The organism is Massilia sp. CMS3.1 (genome assembly GCF_051262535.1).
Taxonomy (GTDB): Bacteria; Pseudomonadota; Gammaproteobacteria; order Burkholderiales; family Burkholderiaceae_D; genus Telluria.
Window position 1 is genome coordinate 25918 of sequence record NZ_JBIMES010000021.1, and the last position, 17119, is coordinate 43036.

General features: G+C 62.3%; 18 protein-coding genes. 17 read left to right on the forward strand and 1 reads right to left on the reverse strand.

The window, feature by feature from the left end:
- The 17 genes from ACHAC9_RS22320 (at position 1) to ACHAC9_RS22400 (ending at position 16660) form a co-directional block, all read left to right on the forward strand.
- Positions 1-297 carry a head-tail joining protein gene (locus ACHAC9_RS22320; RefSeq protein ID WP_435763615.1) on the forward strand — a complete coding sequence of 99 codons (297 nt, stop codon included), beginning with the start codon at positions 1-3 and terminating at the stop codon, positions 295-297.
- Positions 294-731: a hypothetical protein gene (locus ACHAC9_RS22325; RefSeq protein WP_435763617.1), complete on the forward strand. Its 438-nt coding sequence runs from the start codon at positions 294-296 to the stop codon at positions 729-731. Before ACHAC9_RS22320 ends, ACHAC9_RS22325 begins: the two co-directional genes overlap by 4 nt.
- Entirely contained in the window at positions 728-871 is a 144-nt protein-coding gene (locus ACHAC9_RS22330; RefSeq protein ID WP_435763619.1) for a hypothetical protein, read from the forward strand. Before ACHAC9_RS22325 ends, ACHAC9_RS22330 begins: the two co-directional genes overlap by 4 nt.
- Before the next feature lie 3 nt (positions 872-874).
- Positions 875-1846, forward strand: coding sequence for a phage tail tube protein (locus tag ACHAC9_RS22335; protein WP_435763621.1), 972 nt, complete (start codon positions 875-877; stop codon positions 1844-1846).
- A 72-nt stretch (positions 1847-1918) separates the two neighbouring features.
- Positions 1919-2278, forward strand: a complete 360-nt coding sequence (locus ACHAC9_RS22340; protein WP_435763623.1) for a hypothetical protein — start codon at positions 1919-1921, stop codon at positions 2276-2278.
- A 14-nt stretch (positions 2279-2292) separates the two neighbouring features.
- Positions 2293-2634, forward strand: coding sequence for a DUF1799 domain-containing protein (locus ACHAC9_RS22345; RefSeq protein ID WP_435763625.1), 342 nt, complete (start codon positions 2293-2295; stop codon positions 2632-2634).
- A gap of 13 nt (positions 2635-2647) precedes the next feature.
- Entirely contained in the window at positions 2648-7684 is a 5037-nt protein-coding gene (locus tag ACHAC9_RS22350; protein WP_435763627.1) for a tape measure protein, read from the forward strand.
- Positions 7681-9174 carry a hypothetical protein gene (locus tag ACHAC9_RS22355; protein ID WP_435763629.1) on the forward strand — a complete coding sequence of 498 codons (1494 nt, stop codon included), beginning with the start codon at positions 7681-7683 and terminating at the stop codon, positions 9172-9174. Before ACHAC9_RS22350 ends, ACHAC9_RS22355 begins: the two co-directional genes overlap by 4 nt.
- Complete coding sequence (locus ACHAC9_RS22360; RefSeq protein ID WP_435763631.1) at positions 9171-11153, forward strand: hypothetical protein; 1983 nt, start codon at positions 9171-9173, stop codon at positions 11151-11153. The genes ACHAC9_RS22355 and ACHAC9_RS22360 overlap by 4 nt, the downstream gene beginning before the upstream one ends.
- Positions 11150-11494, forward strand: coding sequence for a hypothetical protein (locus ACHAC9_RS22365; protein ID WP_435763633.1), 345 nt, complete (start codon positions 11150-11152; stop codon positions 11492-11494). The genes ACHAC9_RS22360 and ACHAC9_RS22365 overlap by 4 nt, the downstream gene beginning before the upstream one ends.
- Complete coding sequence (locus tag ACHAC9_RS22370) at positions 11491-12303, forward strand: hypothetical protein (protein ID WP_435763635.1); 813 nt, start codon at positions 11491-11493, stop codon at positions 12301-12303. The genes ACHAC9_RS22365 and ACHAC9_RS22370 overlap by 4 nt, the downstream gene beginning before the upstream one ends.
- Before the next feature lie 17 nt (positions 12304-12320).
- The gene (locus tag ACHAC9_RS22375) at positions 12321-12965 is read left to right on the forward strand and encodes a hypothetical protein (protein ID WP_435763637.1); all 645 of its coding nucleotides are present in this window, start codon (positions 12321-12323) and stop codon (positions 12963-12965) included.
- Positions 12966-12973: 8 nt separating this feature from the next.
- A complete protein-coding gene (locus ACHAC9_RS22380; protein ID WP_435763639.1) occupies positions 12974-14263 on the forward strand; it encodes a phage head spike fiber domain-containing protein in 1290 nt (429 codons plus the stop codon).
- Positions 14263-14796, forward strand: a complete 534-nt coding sequence (locus ACHAC9_RS22385) for a hypothetical protein (protein ID WP_435763641.1) — start codon at positions 14263-14265, stop codon at positions 14794-14796. The genes ACHAC9_RS22380 and ACHAC9_RS22385 overlap by 1 nt, the downstream gene beginning before the upstream one ends.
- 452 nt (positions 14797-15248) lie before the next feature.
- Positions 15249-15896, forward strand: coding sequence for a glycoside hydrolase family 19 protein (locus ACHAC9_RS22390; RefSeq protein WP_435763643.1), 648 nt, complete (start codon positions 15249-15251; stop codon positions 15894-15896).
- Complete coding sequence (locus ACHAC9_RS22395; RefSeq protein ID WP_435763645.1) at positions 15893-16291, forward strand: DUF1353 domain-containing protein; 399 nt, start codon at positions 15893-15895, stop codon at positions 16289-16291. The genes ACHAC9_RS22390 and ACHAC9_RS22395 overlap by 4 nt, the downstream gene beginning before the upstream one ends.
- Positions 16292-16411: 120 nt before the next feature.
- On the forward strand, positions 16412-16660 hold the full coding sequence (locus ACHAC9_RS22400; protein ID WP_435763647.1) for a hypothetical protein: 249 nt from the start codon (positions 16412-16414) through the stop codon (positions 16658-16660).
- Positions 16661-16707: 47 nt separating this feature from the next.
- Here the strand turns inward: ACHAC9_RS22400 and ACHAC9_RS22405 are convergent, their stop codons facing one another.
- On the reverse strand, positions 16708-16944 hold the full coding sequence (locus ACHAC9_RS22405; protein WP_435763649.1) for a hypothetical protein: 237 nt from the start codon (positions 16942-16944) through the stop codon (positions 16708-16710).
- Positions 16945-17119: the final 175 nt, after the last annotated feature.

A 17119-nucleotide genomic window follows, 5' to 3' on the forward strand; every position in this document is an offset into this window, starting at 1 on the left:
ATGTTCTTCGCCAACCTCGAAGCTACCGCTAACGCGGCTGTGCTGAATCACCTGGCGAATGTCCAGGTGAAGCTCGCGGCCGTGGTAGTGCCGGGAATCTTCCGGAAGCCTTCGAGTGTTGCAGCGCTCGGCCCGGGCGCGGCCGATACCAGCCCGACCGTGACGGTGGCATCGACTGCAGTGATGGCCGATCCGGTCGACAAGCTGATCGAGATCGCTGGCGTGACGTACATCATCGTCGCTGCGGCGCCCGATGGCACCGGACTGACGGTGCTGACCTTGGAGTGCACGCAATGACGACAGCCTTCTCGGCCATTGTCGCCGCAGTGATCAGCAAGCTGGCCGAGGCGCCGCCGGTATGCGACGCGATCTATCGCGCCAGGTCGAACGCTATTCCCGAGCAGGATGTGCGGGCCATTAGCGTGCAGTTCGATCAGTCACTGCCCAACCGGGGCGTCATGCACGGCTCGCCGATCGATTGGAGCACGCGGATCACCGTCGATTGCTTCGCACGCAGCGTAGTGGAAACAGGCGACCTGGCCGTCGATTCACTGCTGGAAGCCGTCTTCGCGCGCTTGGCTGCTGATGCCACTCTTGGCGGCGCCGTGGGTGACCTGGCGATTGTAGGCGTCGAGGCTGAGAACACGGCCGAGGGAAAGAAAACCGGGTGGGTCCGCCTCACGTACGTCGCGGAACACCGAACAGACAATTTCACTTTGGAACAAGCATGACCAACAAAACTGAAGCAAGGGTCGCCGAGCGCGACATCCCGCCGCCTCCCAGCGGTGGCAGCTGGACCTTCGACCGCTCGAAGTGGGACTGGGTCTCGAATGAACCCGCCGATCAACCAGCAGAACCTGTCAAGGAATAAGCCATGGCCGCAAATACCCGGCGCATCCGTAACACCGTCATCCTCGTCAAGGTAGCGACCACGGCCGGCACCGATGCCGCCCCCACCGGCGCTGCCGATGCGGTGCTGGTCTCGGAAATGTCGATCACCCCGCTCGAGCTCGAGAAGATCGCGAACCCTGCCATGCGGGGCTTCTTCGGCGCGAGCGCTGACCTGATGGGCGCGGCCAGCGTGAAGATCGATATCACGGTTGCACTGGCTGGCTCAGGCACCGCGGCGACGCCGCCCGCCTGGGGCAAGCTGAACCTGGGCTGCGCAATGGCCGAAGGCATCCTGACCACGCCGGCGCGCGTCGAATACACCCCGATCTCCACCGGGCTGAAGGACCTCACGATCTATTATTACGACGACGGCGTTCTGCACAAGGCGATTGGTTCGATGGGCAACGTGTCCCTGTCCGCAAAGAAGGGCGGCACGCCATCGCTGAAGTATGAATTTACCGGTGTGGCTGGTGCGATCAGTGCGACGCCGAACGTGGCCGCGACGCTGACGGCATGGAAAAAGCCGGTTGCCATGATCAAGGAAAACGTGGTCGACATGACCTTCGGCGGCACCTACTCGGCCGGGGTCATCACGGCTGGTGACGTTTACCCGAGCACGGGTCTCGACTGCAATCTGGGCAACAAGGTCGAGTTCCATTCGAACCTGAGCCTGAGCGAGGCCGACATCACCGACCGCGAGACCACTGGCTCGACCGAGCTGCAGCTTTCAGCCGCGCAGGAAGTCGCCATGCTCGACAAGGTGCGTTCGGGCGAACTGATCAGCGTCGCGCTCAAGGTCGGCCTCATCACAGGCAACAGCATCCTGATCTACGGACCGGCCGTCCAGCTTTCCAGTCCGAAGAAGGTCGACGTCCAGGGCATTCGCTATGTCGGCTTCGACCTGAAGTTCACCCCGGTGGTCGGCAACGACGAGATCCGCCTGATCTGCCTGTAACAGCAGGGTGGCGCGGGTAACTGCGCCACCTGGTCGGCATCCTTTTCACTCACACAATCCGAACGAGAACACATGAGCAAATACAAACTGGCAGTCAGCGACAAGGTTCGCGTCCCGATGATCTTCGAAATCCAGGACGGCGAAAAGATCAAGCGTTTCAATTTCTCGCTAACCTGCGTACGCCTGGATGTGGACGAATTTCAGGAAAGCAACAAGAACAGCGACGGCGTCACTACGAACGAAAAAATCCGCGAAACGATGATCCGGATCACCGAAGGCTGGACGAACCAGACCTTCGTTCTCGACGAGGCCAAGCAGCCGGCGCCGTGCGATGAGGAAGCGAAGGAAATCATGTTCAAGGCGGCCAACGTCCTGGACATCGCCGTGGCCTCCTACATGAAGGAAAGCGCCGCTAAAGCAAAAAACTTGTAGAGGCCGCGCGGCTGTTGGCCGGTGGGGAGCTGCGGTTCCCGTCAGCCGATGACCCGCCCGCCGCAGCGCGCCTTGATGCCGACGCGGCAGGATTCGGCTTCTACGTGGTTGAAAGCGATACGCCGGTCGAGGACGAGTTTTACCTCTGGCCGGAAAACTGCGGGATTTGGAGCCTGTGGCTCTCGGTGCAGACGCAGTGGTTCACGGACAACGGCATCCGCACGCGCCTGGACTACCAGGGCATCCAGGTCTGCATCGACAGCCGGTCCATCAAGAAAAAAGACAGACCGAGATATTTCGAGGCACTCCAGGCGATGGAATTTGCCGCACTCGATGAGTGGGCCAAACGACGATAGGTAACGGCAAAACATGGCATACAGCGGGACCCCTGGAGCAATCATCCGCATCGGCGTCGACGGCGCCGCCCAATCGCGTCGTGAGATCGACACCGTCGCGCGCACGATGAGCAACCTGTCGAACACGGTCCAGAATGCGATGCGCAACCTGGCCGCCTCGGTCGGGATCGGCGCCGGCGTCGCTGGTGTCGTCCAGATGTCGGATGAGTATGCCAAGTTCACGGCCCAGCTGCGCCTCGCAACACAATCGCAACGGGAGTATGGGGCCGCGTATGCCGATGTGAAGCGCATCGCCAACGATGCGCAGCAAGGCCTTGCTTCGACGGGCATCCTGTACGCCCGTATCGCGAATGGCACTCGCGAGCTCGGCACAACCCAAAAACAAGTAGCCGACATTACTGAGACCGTCAACATGGCGCTCAAGGTGTCCGGCGCGACAGCATCGGAATCGGCGTCAGCCCAGCTGCAGCTTTCCCAGGCGTTCGCCTCGGGCACACTGCGCGGCGAGGAATTCAATGCGGTCAATGAAGCGGCACCGCGCCTCATGCTCGCCCTGGCCGACGGCATCGGCGTTCCTGTCGGTGCGCTCAAAAAAATGGCCGAGAACGGCCTGATCACCTCCCAAATCATGGCGGAAGTGCTGCCGAAGGCACTCGCCGGCCTGCGGGAGGAAGCAAAGCAGGTCGAGACCATCGGCGGCGCCTTCACCGTCCTGAAGAACAACGCCATGGAATTCTTTGGCGTGCAGGCGCAAAACAGCGGCGCCGTTTCGGCCCTGACCGGGGCGATCGGGCTGCTGGCCGACAACCTCTCACTAATTGCGGGCGCCGTTGCCACAGTCACCACCGCCAAGCTCGCTACCTGGCTGGCCAACATGGTGACCAGCACCTACGGCGCCGTGACGGCAAACCGCGCCCTGGCCGCGTCGACGCTGGCCTCGGCAGTCGCAACGACCGAGGCCGCATCTGTTTCGGCAGCTGCGAAGCTGGCCGAAGCACAGGCGAACGTGCGCGCGACCGCATCGGAAATGACGCTGGCTAACGCCCGGGTTGCTGAACTGCGCGCGTCCGTGCTGGCCGCTGAGGGCACGGTCGCGCTCGCGATCGCCACCAACGGCCTGATTCCGGCACAGGCCCGCGCCATCGCGCTCGCCGAAGCCAATGCCGTCGCCCTGGCCGCACAAGCTGTTGCCGGCAATGCTGCGACCGTGGCAGCAGGCGCCCATACCGTGGCTATCGGCGCACAGACTGCAGCCGCAACTATCGGTGCGCGCGCGATGGGGATCCTGCGTGGCGCCGTTGCTTTCCTTGGCGGGCCTATCGGCCTGATCGTCACCTTGCTGGGTGCCGGCGCGCTTGCGTGGCAGATATGGGGCGACAGAGGCGCAGAGGCGGAGAAGAAGGTCACCAGTACGCTGGCCGATGAGATCGACGATTACATCGGCAACCTTCAGAGGCAAATCGACAAGCTGAAGGAACGCAACGAACTCGCTTCGAAGGGCATGACCATAGGCGCTGCGCCGGCGACGGACGGCGAGAAAAAGCGGGAGCAGATCCTTGCCGAGATCAATCGCATCGGCAAGCAGACCGACATCGACGTAGTCACCAAGACCGAGATGATGCGGGTATGGGGCGCGCGCCTGAACACAGTCACCCAGGAGATGGAGCAGCTTTCTGTCGCACAGCAGAAAAGCAAGGACCTGGCGTTCGCTTCGAAGGAAGCGGAGTGGCTCGGCAAGAACGGTACCGCTGCCCAGAAAATCACCTACGAACTCGCCGAGCTGCGCAAAGAGTACGGCCGAGTGACGCCGGAAATGGAAAAGTTCGTGCGTGCCAAGTATGTCGACAAGGGCGCCGCCACACAGACTAAGCAAGAGGCCAGCGCGTACGCGACGCTGATGACGTCGATCCGCGAAAAGATCGCGGCCAACGAGCTCGAGGCGGCGGGCTACGCGAATATGTCCGACGCCCAGAAGATGACGATCCAGCTCGACGCGGCGATCGGGACCGGCAAGAACAAACTGTCGAAAACCCACATCGATGCCGCGCGCGCGCAGATCGCCGTGGTCGAAGCCCAGGACGCCGCCCTAGTGTCGGCTGCTGGCGTCAAGAAAGCCGTGCAGGAACTGAACGACGACCGCAACAGCGCCTACGCCTCGGTGATGGCTGAAGTGACGGCCAACGAGGAGCTGGTCGCCACCTACGGCATGACCAAGCTCCAGATCGAGCAGCTAACACTGGCCCGTCTCGAGGACCGTCTCGCGCAGCGCGTTGCGCTCGAGCTCGACGCGCAGGAGGTGGCCCAGCTGGAGCGCATGATCGCGGCAAAGCGCAGGAACATGACGGCCGTCGGCAAGCTCGACAAACTGGAAAGCGGGTCCGACGTCACCAAGGCGAAGGAGCTGCTCGACATCATGACGTCGATCGACGAGGTCACCAGGCAGGCCGCTGCCGGCATGGCGGAGTCGTTCGGCCGGGTCGGCTCCGCGATCGGCGATATGACGACCGCCTTGAGTGGTTACGGGCGCGCACAGGCTGCGATCGCCGCTCAGCTGGCGACGGAAAAGAAGGACGCCCAGAACGACCCGGTCAAGATTAAGGCCGCCGAGACCCGAGCCTCCCAGGCCGCTGCCACCGCGCAGGTACGCCAGTACGGTGACATGGCCAAAGCCGCCAAAGGGTTCTTCAAAGAAAACACCGCGGGCTACAAGGTCATGGAAGGCGCGGAGAAAGCGTTCCGCGCATACGAAATGGCGATGTCCATCAAGAGCATGGTCGAGAAGAGCGGCCTGCTGACGGCCTTCACCGGTCTGTTCGTCGCCTCCAAGGCCACCCAGACGGCTGCTGAGGGAGCGTCGACTGCCGCGTCAACCGTTATGGCCGGCACGCAGGCCAGCGCCTGGGGCGTCACGGCTGTGGTCAAGGCGATCGCGTCGATGCCGTTCCCGCTCAACATTGCTGCTGGCGCGGCCACGCTGGCGGCCGTCGTCGCCATTGGCGCCAAGATGATGGGCGGCATCGGAGGCGGCAGCGCGCCAAGCTTGTCGGAACAACGGCAGACCGCCCAAGGCACCGGCTCGGTGCTCGGCGCCTCTGGCGCAAAATCGGAATCGATCGCGCGCTCGCTGGAGCTGTCAGCGGCTAATTCCAACATCGAGCTCAACTATACGGCCGACATGCTGCGGTCACTGCGCAGCATCGAGTCGTCGTTGTCGGGTCTCGGTGGCGTGCTGATCCGTGCTGGCGTGAACGGCGTGGTCCCCGACACTGCGGGAATCGGTGGCGGGTGGCTTGGCAAGATCGGGAATTCCATCTTCGGCGGTAAGACCGAAGCCCTGGACACAGGGGTTACCGCCAACCGGACCACGGTTTCGGGCGTGATATCGGGCGGCCTCAACACCCAGAAATACACCGACATGAAGAAGGACGGCGGTTGGTTTAGTTCCGACAAGCGCTGGACCGACACGCAAAGCCTCGGCGCTGGCACCAACCAGCAATTCTCAGCCGCCATCGCCAGTATGGTCGACTCCGTGCAGAAAGCGGGTTCCCTGCTGGGGATCGAGGGTGACGCATTCAACCAACGTCTGAGCAGCTTCGTTGTTGACTTCGGCAAGATCAGCTTCAAGGGCATGAGCGGCGACGATATCCAGGCGGCGCTGGAGTCAGTGTTCTCGAAGATCGCCGACGACATGGCGCAGTGGAGCGTGCAGGGGTTGACCCAGTTCCAGAAGGTTGGCGAAGGCCACCTCGAGACGCTGGTGCGCATCTCGGCGAATTACGCCAATCTGGACGCAAGCCTGCAGTCGATCAACATGACCTTCGGCGCGACGGGACTGGCCAGCATCGCTGCCAGGGAAGGACTCATCAGCCTGATGGGCGGCATGGATGAACTGTCGAGCAAGGTCTCTTCGTTCGGGCAGAATTTCCTGACCGAGCAGGAGCGCTTGGCGCCGCTCCAGAAGTATGTGACGGACCAAATGGCGAAGCTGGGCCTGGCCTATATCGACACCCGGGAAGAGTTCAAGAACCATGTCCTGGCCCTGAAGCTGGTGAACGAGGCCGAGCGGCAGCAATTCGCCGCGCTGATGGACCTCGAGAGCGCCTTCGCGAAAGTAACTGCGCAGGCCACAGACCTGTCCCGATCGACGCAGGACATTGCCGACGAGCGCGCCGATCTGCAAACGCAGTGGGACGAGCTGACCTTGACATCGGCGCAGCTGCACGCCAAGGCGCGCCTGGCAATCGATCCGAGCAACCGTGCACTGTTCGACCAGATTACGCTACAGCGCGACCTGAAGGCCACTACCGAAGCCGCCTCCGATGCGCTCAAGAGCACCGTGGAGCGCTTGGGCGCCACTAAGGCCAGCACCTTGGCATACCGCGACTCGCTGCTGCTGGGCACGCTGTCGACGCTGACCCCGCTGCAAAAGTACGTGGAGACCCAGCGGCAGTACAACGAGGCGCTCAACAAGGCGAAAGCAGACCCATCCGACTCCGCAGCATCGTCGGCTGCCCAGGCAGCCGCTACGGCCTTCCTGACCGCGAGCCGGGTCATTAATGCATCGAGCGTCGGATTCGCCGGTGACCAGTCCATGGTGTTAAGCGATATGGACAAACTGGCGTCGATCGCGGGCCAGCAGCTGACGGACGCACAGCGGCAGCTGGCGGCGCTCGACAAGCAGGTCGTCGGTACTGCCCAGCTGAACGACACTGCGGCAGCTATACATGAAACGATCCTCAGACAAGCCGCTGACATGCCGATGGTTGCTCCACTGTTCGACGTGCAGCGGTATGCCGCCAGCTCAAGCGAGGCCGCCGGCGTGCTCGCGGCTGAAGTGAAAGCGCTGCGAGAGGAGAACTCGGAGCAGCGCAAGATCAACGCTGCCGTCCTGGCCGAGCTGAAGCTGCTGCGCAGCGATCAGCATCAGCAAACCGGCGACCAGATCAATGGCATTGCCGGGGCCGTAGGAGAGTCCGCAGTCCTGATCGGCAAAGCCTTTGCGTCCGCCGCCCGCAAATCCATGTCAGATACAAGGGTTCTTCCAGAATGACTGATGCTCAATTTACGGACTGGCTGAAAAGCCAGGCCGCGTATCGTTGCGTCCTGATCGAGGCCGCGGTGCAGATTGGTGGCGTGGAGTCCGTCGTCTACTTGGCCACGAAACCATTCACCACCAAGCCCGGCGAGGCGCCGGCGAACACGACGTACCTTCCGATCGCCACCGTCGGCACGCTGTTTACCGAGCGGCTGTCGCTCGAGGGTGACGGCGCGCTGTCGACTGGCGACCTGGAGCTGGACAACGTCGGTGGCGAGCGTGACGACTGGGCGGGCGTCGGCTATGTCTGGACGAACCGCTCGATCAAGGCGTACATCGGCGACCTGCGGTGGCCGCGCGCCGACTTCCGCATGATCTTCAATGGGATCGTGGCCGACATCGCACCGCGCGGCCGCAGCACGCTGGCCCTGAAGCTGCGCGACAAGCTGCAGCGCCTGAACACGGCAATCAGCGAGGCAAAGCTGGGCGGCACCGCTGAGAACCAGGACGTTCTCCGCCCAGTGGGGTTCGGCCAGCTGTTCAACGTGACCCCAGTCCGGATCAGCACCGGGACGCTGGAGTATCAGGGCCACCATGGCCAGATTGATGGCGCAATCGAGGCGCGCGACAACGCGGCACCGGTTGAATACACGACCAATGCCGCAACCGGCGTTATCACCCTGACCGATTCCCCGGCCGGCGCTGTCACCTTGTCCTTTCGTGGCGACAGCGCAGGCGGCTATCGCGAGACGGTCGCCTCGATCGTCAAGCGCATCGTCACGGCGTACGGGAAGGTGTCCGATCGCTTCACTGACGCCGACCTCGATCTGTCCGGCTTGGCTACTTTCGACTCGGCAAACCAGCAGGGCGTAGGGCTGTATGCGACCGATCGGCTCAATGTGCTGAACGGGTGCCAGATGCTGGCCGGCAGCCTGGGCGCTCAGCTCGTCATGTCGCGCCTGGGTCTACTCCGCATCATCAAGGTTGCGCTGCCCGGTACCGGCACGCCGTTCGTCATCCGGTCCGAGCACGTCGTGCACACGAAGGAGGGCGAGAGCACCCTGGCGCCGACCGGGCGCACGGCCGCGGTAGGCGCGGTGAAGCTCGGTTTCTGCAAGAACTGGACCGTGCAGGAGGCCGGCACGCTGGCGGGCATCCCCGATCGACACAAGGATCTGTTCGCGAACGAGTGGCGCACCACGACCAAAACGGACGCGGCCACCCTGGCGAAGTTCAAGCTCAACGCCGAGCCGGTCCAGCAGGACACGCTGCTGCTCACGCGCGCCGAAGCTGAAGTAGAAGCGCAGCGCCGCCTGGACCTGTGGAAGGTGCCGCGCACCACGTACGAGTTCGACGGCGTGCCGGAACTGCTGCAGCTCGAGCTGGGCCAGGCCGTCACTGTCTACAACCCGCGCTTCGGCATGGCCGCCGGCGTGCCGGGCATCGTCATTTCACTCGCGCCTGACTGGAACACCGGGCGCGTCAAAGTAGGATTTCTCGTATGAGCGGTGTACTGAACGACTGCGATGCGCTGCTGCAGGCCGCCTCCGTGCGCGTCTTGAACCCAGCGAACGCGTGGATCAACTTGGACACGAGCGCGCCTGGGTTCCACCTGACGAGCACCGGCGTGGCCGACCTGGCGGTGGTGACGGTTACCGCCGACCTGGTCGGGCTGGACGATGCAGTTTCGTTTTCCGTCGTTGGCGGCACGCTTTCGAACGCAAACGGCAAGAGCGTCGACGTCACCTATACCGGGTCGACGGCTATCGTCACCGCCACGGTGGTGAGCGGGGGCGAGGAGTTCACGCGCTCGTGCGTCATCCCCGTGCTGCGCGACGGCAGCTCAGGCGCTACGGCGAAGATCGTCAGGCTGGAAGCGTCGGAAGAGGTTTTCAAGATCACCAAGGCCGGCGCAAATTCGCCGGCGTCCATCACGCTCACCGCGTCGGGCCAGAACTTAGGCAGCTCGCCCAACTTCACGATCCCGGTCGGTACCGCCACATTGACGGCGGGGGCCAACGGCTCGCAGAAGATCCTAACGTTCGCCAACATGGCGTCCGACAGCGTCACCATTCAGGTCGCACAGGACGGCCAAACCGACCGGGTCACGATCACCAAATTGCGAGAGGGGGCGGATGGAATAGACGCCATCACCGGCGTGCTGACTAACGAGCTTGTGGCACTGCCGGCCAACAACGCGGGCGCCGTCTCGAGCTACACCGGCGCCGACTGTACGCTGAAGATCTACAAGGGCATCACCGAGGACACCGGCTGGGCGTTCAGCTTCGCTCCAGTGACCAACGCGGCGTCCTTGGCGTACACGACCGCCGGCGGCACGGTCACCATCACCGGCATGGCCGCCGGCGTGGACGCCGCCTTTGTCGACATCACTGCGACAAAGTCCGGACACGCGAACGTCGTGAAGCGCTTCAACGTCACCAAGAGCAAGGCTGGCGCGACGGGCAGCGGCACACCAGGCGCGCGCGGCGCTGGCCACTACTACGCAGCAGGCGGCGCCTGGTCGGACGGTGTCGCCGACGCGGCCACCCCAGACGGCAACGTCGTGGGCGACGTCGTCACCATTTCGAGCGGCACCTTCGTAATGGAGAAGCGCTGGACCGGCTCTGCCTGGGTGGACAACGGTGTCGTCATCAACGGCAAGTTGATCGTCCCAGACTCGATTCTGACTTCGTCCATAGCGGCCAATGCCGTTCAGGCCAAGCACATCGCGGCGGGCGCAGTAAAGACGAGCAGTCTTGTGGTTTCTGGTAACGGCGATAACCTCATTCCTGACCCGCGCTTCAAGGACTTGGCGTGGTGGGGCCGTCCGGGCCATCCGGTTCAGCAGTACGGCGGGGTAGCCAATTACTGGCGACTCGGATGCACGATGGTACTGGACACGACGCTCAATGCGTCACAGGGTGCCTTCAAGGATTCGTTTACGCCCATGTTCACAGTGACGCCTGGGGCCACATACCGGGTGGAATATCAGTCTTTTATGTCAGGCGATTTCCAAGGACAAGTAGGCATTTACCTTCACATCCCGCAAGTGAATTGGTACAACATGGGCGCGGCAGATATCCCCGGGTGGGCATTTGCCGAGACTGGAATGCTGCCGCAATTCGCTTCCATCAGTGCCAAAGGAACGCGCGATGTTGGCCAGACGTTCACGATACCAGTTGTCGGCGGTGACGGTAAAACCGTCCCATATGAAGTACAGCTGCGCATCACCAGCTATGTGACAGCGGGGTATCTCGAACTTGGAAGCTTTACTCTCACCCGCGTATCTGACTCGGTCTTGATTAAAGACGGCGCGGTCACGGCCAGCAAAATGTCGGTCGTGCAGCTAGACGCCATGACGGCAAGGATCGGGATGCTGCGCACGGCTTCCTCAGGCGCCCGCACCGAGATCAAGGACAACATCATTCGATTGTTTGCCAGCAATGGTGTCGCGGTCGTTGAAATCGGAGACACCAACCTATGAGCCGAGTGATCATCCGCGATGTCGCGACCGGTGCTGTCACCTTCGACAGCACGGTCGAACACGTCCTCGCCGTGCATTGGGACGGCATTATCTACGGCGGCAACGTCGGCACCGGGGCCGGGGTTACCTACAGCTTCCCGGAGCTGGCGGGGAAGCGCGTCCAAGCCTTCATGTACTCCCCCTACAACAACGGCGAAGTGGACGGGTGGTCGGTCCTGAGCTGTCGGGTCAGTTATCCAAATGGTATCCCAACCGTTGCCGTGTTCGGCGACGAGTCACGGCCGGGCATTCCGGTGTGCGACGGGATGCTGAGCGTCATCAAGACCGGGGGAAACCTGTGATCGGCCTACGCACCACCAACACCGCTACTGGAGGGATCACCATTGATTCCGACAGCATGTACTACTGCTATCTGGGTAAGGTCGCCATCCCGGCCAACGGGGGCCGCGTCTATTTCAACTGCGTGGCGCAACCGCTGTTGTTCTTTAACGTTCCGCATAACTTTGGAGATACGACCGGATCGAACGTCTGGGGGAGCGAGCGCAATCGATTCGGCGCCGCCATTCTTAAAGTGGTGCAGCACGCGGCGAACCAGTGGTACGCCGACATCGCCGTGACCAATCCGGGCAACGCCGCACAGGGGCTGTACCTGCGTGTGTTCGGGTACGTCCACCAGAACTACCCGAATGGATCAGGCGTGAATCCTGCACTGCGCATCCGTAGCGCCGGAATGAATCGGGTGGTCTGGGACTCCGGTTTGCGCATGCTAAAACTGGCGGGCAATACCTACAATCTGGAAATGGAGCTACCCGCCGAGGTGCCAGCGCCGGGCAACCAGCCAAATAACCTGTACGACCGTCAGTACAACCTTCCGTTCGACATGACGAATAAATCGATCTGCGCAAATTCGCGCGGTACGTTCAACTACCCATACGAGACCGCATCGACGTACTTCGACGGTTCATGGATATACAACTACGACGTTGTGCAGTTCAACACATTGTATTACTCGACTGGGTCGCAATTGCAGGCGCGCCGCATAGGCGTTGGCTTCTACTCAACCACCGAGTACAGCACGCTAAACGTTTCCGGCAGCGCGCGCGCCGTGTACACGCAGCTGTCCGTTATCGACAATGCGATGTACCCATAAATCCGAAGGGAAAGAACATGGCAATCAGCCGCAAAATTACAGCCGATAACGGCGCCAGCATCGAATACCACAAGCCGTTTCAGCTGGTGGTTAATCTCGCGGAGAACGTCGCCACGGTGACGATCAACTCGTACGCTTCCGAGCAAGCCGCGCTCGACAGTCTGCCCATCGCCCAGCAGTGGCGCGTGGCTGTCCCGACTAGCCTGCTCGCAGGGGATCAGCCAACTATCGCTGCTGAAATTGAGCATGCGCTGACCAGCGATCCGGCATCACCGCTGTCCGGCGGTACCGTGGTGATTGACCGTACCCTGACTCTAGCCGAGGCAAAGACCCGCAAGCGGGCAGAGATTACGCGCGCGCGACTCTCGGCCGACTCGGATCATTTCAAGTTTGGCGAGAGGGCCATCCGCACCGCCGACAAGGACATCGTGGACTTGCTGATCGCGGACGCGCGCTGGCGTAAGGGCAAGCCAATCAACTGGCCAGGCGGCTGGAAAACGATGGACGACAGCGATGTTCCGATCTCGACTGTTGCTGAATGGGACACGTTCTTCTGTGCGATGTACGACGCCGGCATCAATAATTTCCAGCGCTCGCAGGCTCTGAAGAACCAGCTGGCGGTCGCGACAACGCCTGAACAAGTCGCAGCAATCACCTGGTAAGAGGGCGCATGCCAAACCTGAGAATCGTATCTGACAACGCGCTCGAGCGCGCCACATCGTTCACCGCCTCCAGCCGGGCCGGCGCCCTGGTCGAGGCCAACCTGCTGAATTGGAAGAAGTCGAGCCTCTGGCGCGCCACCGGGACCACTGCACGCATCACCGCGCTGTTCGCGACGCCCGAGCCGATCCAGTTCGCCGGCTTCCCGTTCTGCAACTGGTCGCCAACGGCCACCATCCGCGTGCGCGCCAGCGAAGAGGCCGCAGCCACGAACCTGGTGCGATACAGCCCGGCGTTCGACAACGCGGCATGGACCAAGACGGGCGCCACGGTGACGGCCAATTACGGCCCGGCGCCGGATGGTTCGAACGCGGCGTGCCGGATCCTGTTCACGGCGACTGGGCAATCGGTATCGCAGGCCACTGGCCTGGGCACCGGCGTGCTCTGTTCCGGCTCGGTCTGGGTGAAGGGAGTCGCAAACCAGACCATTACCGTGACGTCCGGCGGCGTCGACCAGGTCATCGGCATCAGCACCGCCTGGCAGCGCCTGAAGGCACAGGGCAAAACCTCGACGAGCAACGTGTTCGCGATCACGACCAACGGCGGCGCCACCGCGCGCGACATTCAGGTCTGGGGTGCGCAGCTAGAGACGAGCGCCGTGTGCACCAGCTATTACCCGACCGGTGCGGCTGCTGCCACTCGCCCGGCCGGCTACATCGACGCCTGGCAGAGCTACGACTACGACAGCGGCTGGGTGCCAGCCTGCCCGTGGCCAGCGGCCAAGCTGCGCGGCTACACGGCGGTGCAGGCGGCGAGCGCCTACGCCTACGGTGGCGGCACCTACGCGCGGCACTGGCTGCCAGCCGAGATCGAGGCGCGCGGGCTCGCAGTCGACATCGCAGACCCGGCGGACAACGTGCAGGGCTACCTCGAAGCGGCGTGCATGGTCGCCGGTCCCTACTGGTCCCCGAAGTACAACGCGTCTGCAGCACCGCTGGTACCGCTCGACAGCTCCCAGAACAACATGTCGGGGGGAGGGGATACGGTGGGCGAGGCTGGCTTCATCTCGAAGGAGATCGGGATCGACTTGACCAGCTTGACTGCTGAGGAGAGAGCGACAGTCATGCGAATGGCTCGCAGCAGCTCGGTGTACCCGATGCTCATCAGCATCTTCCCTTCGGATGCGGACCCTGCGAAGGAGCTCGACTACATGGCATACGTCACGCCATCCAAGTGGAGCGAATTAGGCATCCGGCATGCAGCGGCCTATCAAACGAAAGTCACATTCAAGGAAGTCTGATGCAAGAACAGGTCACCCTGCTGTACACGCGAAACCGAAGCCACCCGGTCTCATTCCTGATCCGCTGGGCCATGCCGCGCAGCCGATTTGCCCTCGGGCTCTCGTCCCATGTCATCGTCCTCGCGCGCGGCAGATATTTCGAGGCGACGATGGGCGCCGGAGTGCGCGAGGTCGAGGAAGCCGTCGCTCTCAAAGGCCAAATCATTGTCCGGCGGCGCGAGCATTCGGTTCCTGATCTGGACGCCGGCATTGCATGGGCACGATTGCAACTGTGCACATACACGGCTCAGCCGGCGTCCTGGGTGCCGGCGTGGGCATGCGGTGTGTACTGCGCCGCCCAGCTGCTCATGCACAACAACTATGACTGGGGCGGCGCCCTCGGCCTCGGCCTCGCGCCTGGACGCAACTGGGCAGACGAGGAGGACTGGTTCTGCTATGAGTTCGCTGGCGGGTTTATGCGGGCGTGCGGCCGGCAGTTGTTCGATGAGCTCTCGCACGTCGGGGAAACTGCGCTCCTTGCCATCAATCCCTGATCAAAATACCAAGCCGCCGGTGCAACCCGGCGCACACACCATCTCGACCGAATACCACGCGTGAATGGGAGCGCATGTAGGACGCAGCTCGAACGATTGTCTCAATTTTCCGAGACTTGAGACAGGGCAATTTCGTAAACTCGTCTCTAATCCGAGGCGTCGTTTTTCTACTTATGGCCGCCTTTCCGATCCCTTCGAGATATGGCGCCAATGCATTTAAACGACCACCAAACCGCGATCGCGGTAGCAACCGTCCAGGTTGAAGTTGAGCACCTAAAGGCCGCATTGGCAGACCTGCGTGCAACGAGTGCTCACCAAAACGAAAAGCTCGACCGAGTCCTGGCACAGTTGGCTGAGGCCAAAGGCGGTTGGCGGACGTTGATGCTGGTCGGCGGTGCTGCTGGCTCATTGGGGAGTGTAGCGAGCTGGATCATTTCGCACTGGAGGGGCTGATGAAGCTCGAACAACTGATCGCCATCGGCCACGTCCGCCCAGGCACGGCAACTCTCTTCATCGACCCGCTGAATAACGCAATGGCGCGGTTCAGCATCAGCACAGCGAAGCGCCAAGCCGCCTTCGTCAGCCAGCTGCTGCACGAGTCGGCAGGCCTCACGCGGATGGTTGAAAGCCTGAGCTATCGGCCTGACGCGCTCATGACGGTCTCCGGGTTCAAGGGGCGTTTCACCCGCGCCCAGGCAGACAGACTGGGATACATCCCTGGTGAGCAGAAAGCCGACCAAGAGATGATCGCGAACATCGCCTATGGCAGCCGCCTCGGCAATGGCCCCATCCATTCTGGCGACGGCTGGCGGTACCGCGGTCGCGGACCGATCCAGCTGACGGGCAAGGACAACTACCGCCGCTGTGGCCTGGCCATCGGTTATGACCTTGTGACCTCGCCCGATTTGCTTTCCCGTCCGGACGTCGGCTGTCTCGCGGCCGCCTGGTTCTGGCACGAGGGCAACCGGACTGGCAACAGCCTCAACGCGCTGGCCGACGCGGGCAGAATCATTGCGATATCGCGCGTCGTGAATGGTGGTGACACTGGACTTGCCGAGCGCTGCGGCATTACGGATCGCTTCATAGAGGCGATGGCATGAGCAGGTTCCTGACGCCGCTGGACATGCGCGATAACGAGGGGGTGGCCGATGAAAAATGGATTCTTCTCGCACCGCTGATGTACGAGTCGGACGTCGCCGGCCGTGTGATCACGGTTCCAGCCGGGTTTCCGACGGACTTGGCCAGCGTGCCCCGCCTGCCGATTGTGTACGGCCTCTGTGGGGGCGTGGCCCGTCGCGCAGCAGTGGTGCACGACTATCTGTACACCTCGGGCCGCGCGTCCCGTAGCGTGGCGGACGCGGTATTCCGTGAGGCCTCGGCAGCAATCGGTGTGCCAGCCTGGCGTCGTTGGCTGATGTGGGCAGGGGTACGTGTTGGCGGTTCATCACACTACGCTCCAGAGCGTACTGGCGTAGACCCTGCAATCGAGTGGTGATGAGAATGGACTTCCACCTTGCAACTTCGAACGGCGACCTGCACCTGTTCAGTACTGAAGACGGCCGGAGCGTCAGCTTTCCCGCTGCTATACTGGATATCCATACAGTGAAAGCTGGGCATGAGATTCAAGGATCCGCTGACGAAGGCTGCGTTGCAGGAGATACAGGACCGCGCTGCCGACCCTGATGTGCGCGCGCTGCTGTGGGAGGTGGCGCGCCTGCGATCGCTCGTTCTCTACGCCGATCAGCTGCAGCGCATGCTCACTACGCTGCCTGGCCCCCAGGGCGCCATCTTGGATGCACTGCGGGAGAAGTTGCGCGACGAACCCTGCGTGAAAGAGTTTCCGCGGCTACCACCTGGGGCATGAGCGAGGGAGGCCGGTCAGTTGTCAGTTCTCGCCGAGCATTAGCGAAACTAATGCAGCTCCTCGTCCGACCAAGTAACGAACACTGCCCGCTCAACGGCATCTTCGACGGCAAGCGAGTATCCAGTCAGATCCTCCTCCGTTAATGTTACGAGCTGGAAATGGTCCGGGTCGTCGTTCATGAGGCACAGCCATTCAGCACGTGAGACCATTTGGCCAGTAGCAACTGGCAGGCCGACCCAAAACCCCGTTTCTTTCTCCGCAACTGCCGTGTAATAGTCGAGCATCCTGTCCACGTTGCACCTCAGCCTGAGCTAATTTTATCGAAGCGTCATGATACCGAACTTTGCTCCACAAAACGGGATTGCCCCGCATGGATAGTGGCTCTTACGATGTTAAAAGCACCGTTTTTGTGGGGCAGAAAGCAGTCTAAGGCCCGCATGGTTGAGCCGTTCTTCTACT

Bases quoted from the DNA above. Each gene is read 5' to 3' on its own strand.
- ACHAC9_RS22395 (WP_435763645.1), top strand. From the start codon at position 15,893: ATGAGCAGGTTCCTGACGCCGCTGGACATGCGCGATAACGAGGGGGTG.
- ACHAC9_RS22320 (WP_435763615.1), top strand. From the start codon at position 1: ATGTTCTTCGCCAACCTCGAAGCTACCGCTAACGCGGCTGTGCTGAAT.
- ACHAC9_RS22365 (WP_435763633.1), top strand. From the start codon at position 11,150: ATGAGCCGAGTGATCATCCGCGATGTCGCGACCGGTGCTGTCACCTTC.
- ACHAC9_RS22385 (WP_435763641.1), top strand. From the start codon at position 14,263: ATGCAAGAACAGGTCACCCTGCTGTACACGCGAAACCGAAGCCACCCG.
- ACHAC9_RS22390 (WP_435763643.1), top strand. From the start codon at position 15,249: ATGAAGCTCGAACAACTGATCGCCATCGGCCACGTCCGCCCAGGCACG.
- ACHAC9_RS22340 (WP_435763623.1), top strand. From the start codon at position 1,919: ATGAGCAAATACAAACTGGCAGTCAGCGACAAGGTTCGCGTCCCGATG.
- ACHAC9_RS22380 (WP_435763639.1), top strand. From the start codon at position 12,974: ATGCCAAACCTGAGAATCGTATCTGACAACGCGCTCGAGCGCGCCACA.
- ACHAC9_RS22405 (WP_435763649.1), bottom strand. From the start codon at position 16,944: ATGCTCGACTATTACACGGCAGTTGCGGAGAAAGAAACGGGGTTTTGG.
- ACHAC9_RS22350 (WP_435763627.1), top strand. From the start codon at position 2,648: ATGGCATACAGCGGGACCCCTGGAGCAATCATCCGCATCGGCGTCGAC.
- ACHAC9_RS22360 (WP_435763631.1), top strand. From the start codon at position 9,171: ATGAGCGGTGTACTGAACGACTGCGATGCGCTGCTGCAGGCCGCCTCC.
- ACHAC9_RS22330 (WP_435763619.1), top strand. From the start codon at position 728: ATGACCAACAAAACTGAAGCAAGGGTCGCCGAGCGCGACATCCCGCCG.
- ACHAC9_RS22335 (WP_435763621.1), top strand. From the start codon at position 875: ATGGCCGCAAATACCCGGCGCATCCGTAACACCGTCATCCTCGTCAAG.
- ACHAC9_RS22325 (WP_435763617.1), top strand. From the start codon at position 294: ATGACGACAGCCTTCTCGGCCATTGTCGCCGCAGTGATCAGCAAGCTG.
- ACHAC9_RS22400 (WP_435763647.1), top strand. From the start codon at position 16,412: ATGAGATTCAAGGATCCGCTGACGAAGGCTGCGTTGCAGGAGATACAG.
- ACHAC9_RS22355 (WP_435763629.1), top strand. From the start codon at position 7,681: ATGACTGATGCTCAATTTACGGACTGGCTGAAAAGCCAGGCCGCGTAT.
- ACHAC9_RS22375 (WP_435763637.1), top strand. From the start codon at position 12,321: ATGGCAATCAGCCGCAAAATTACAGCCGATAACGGCGCCAGCATCGAA.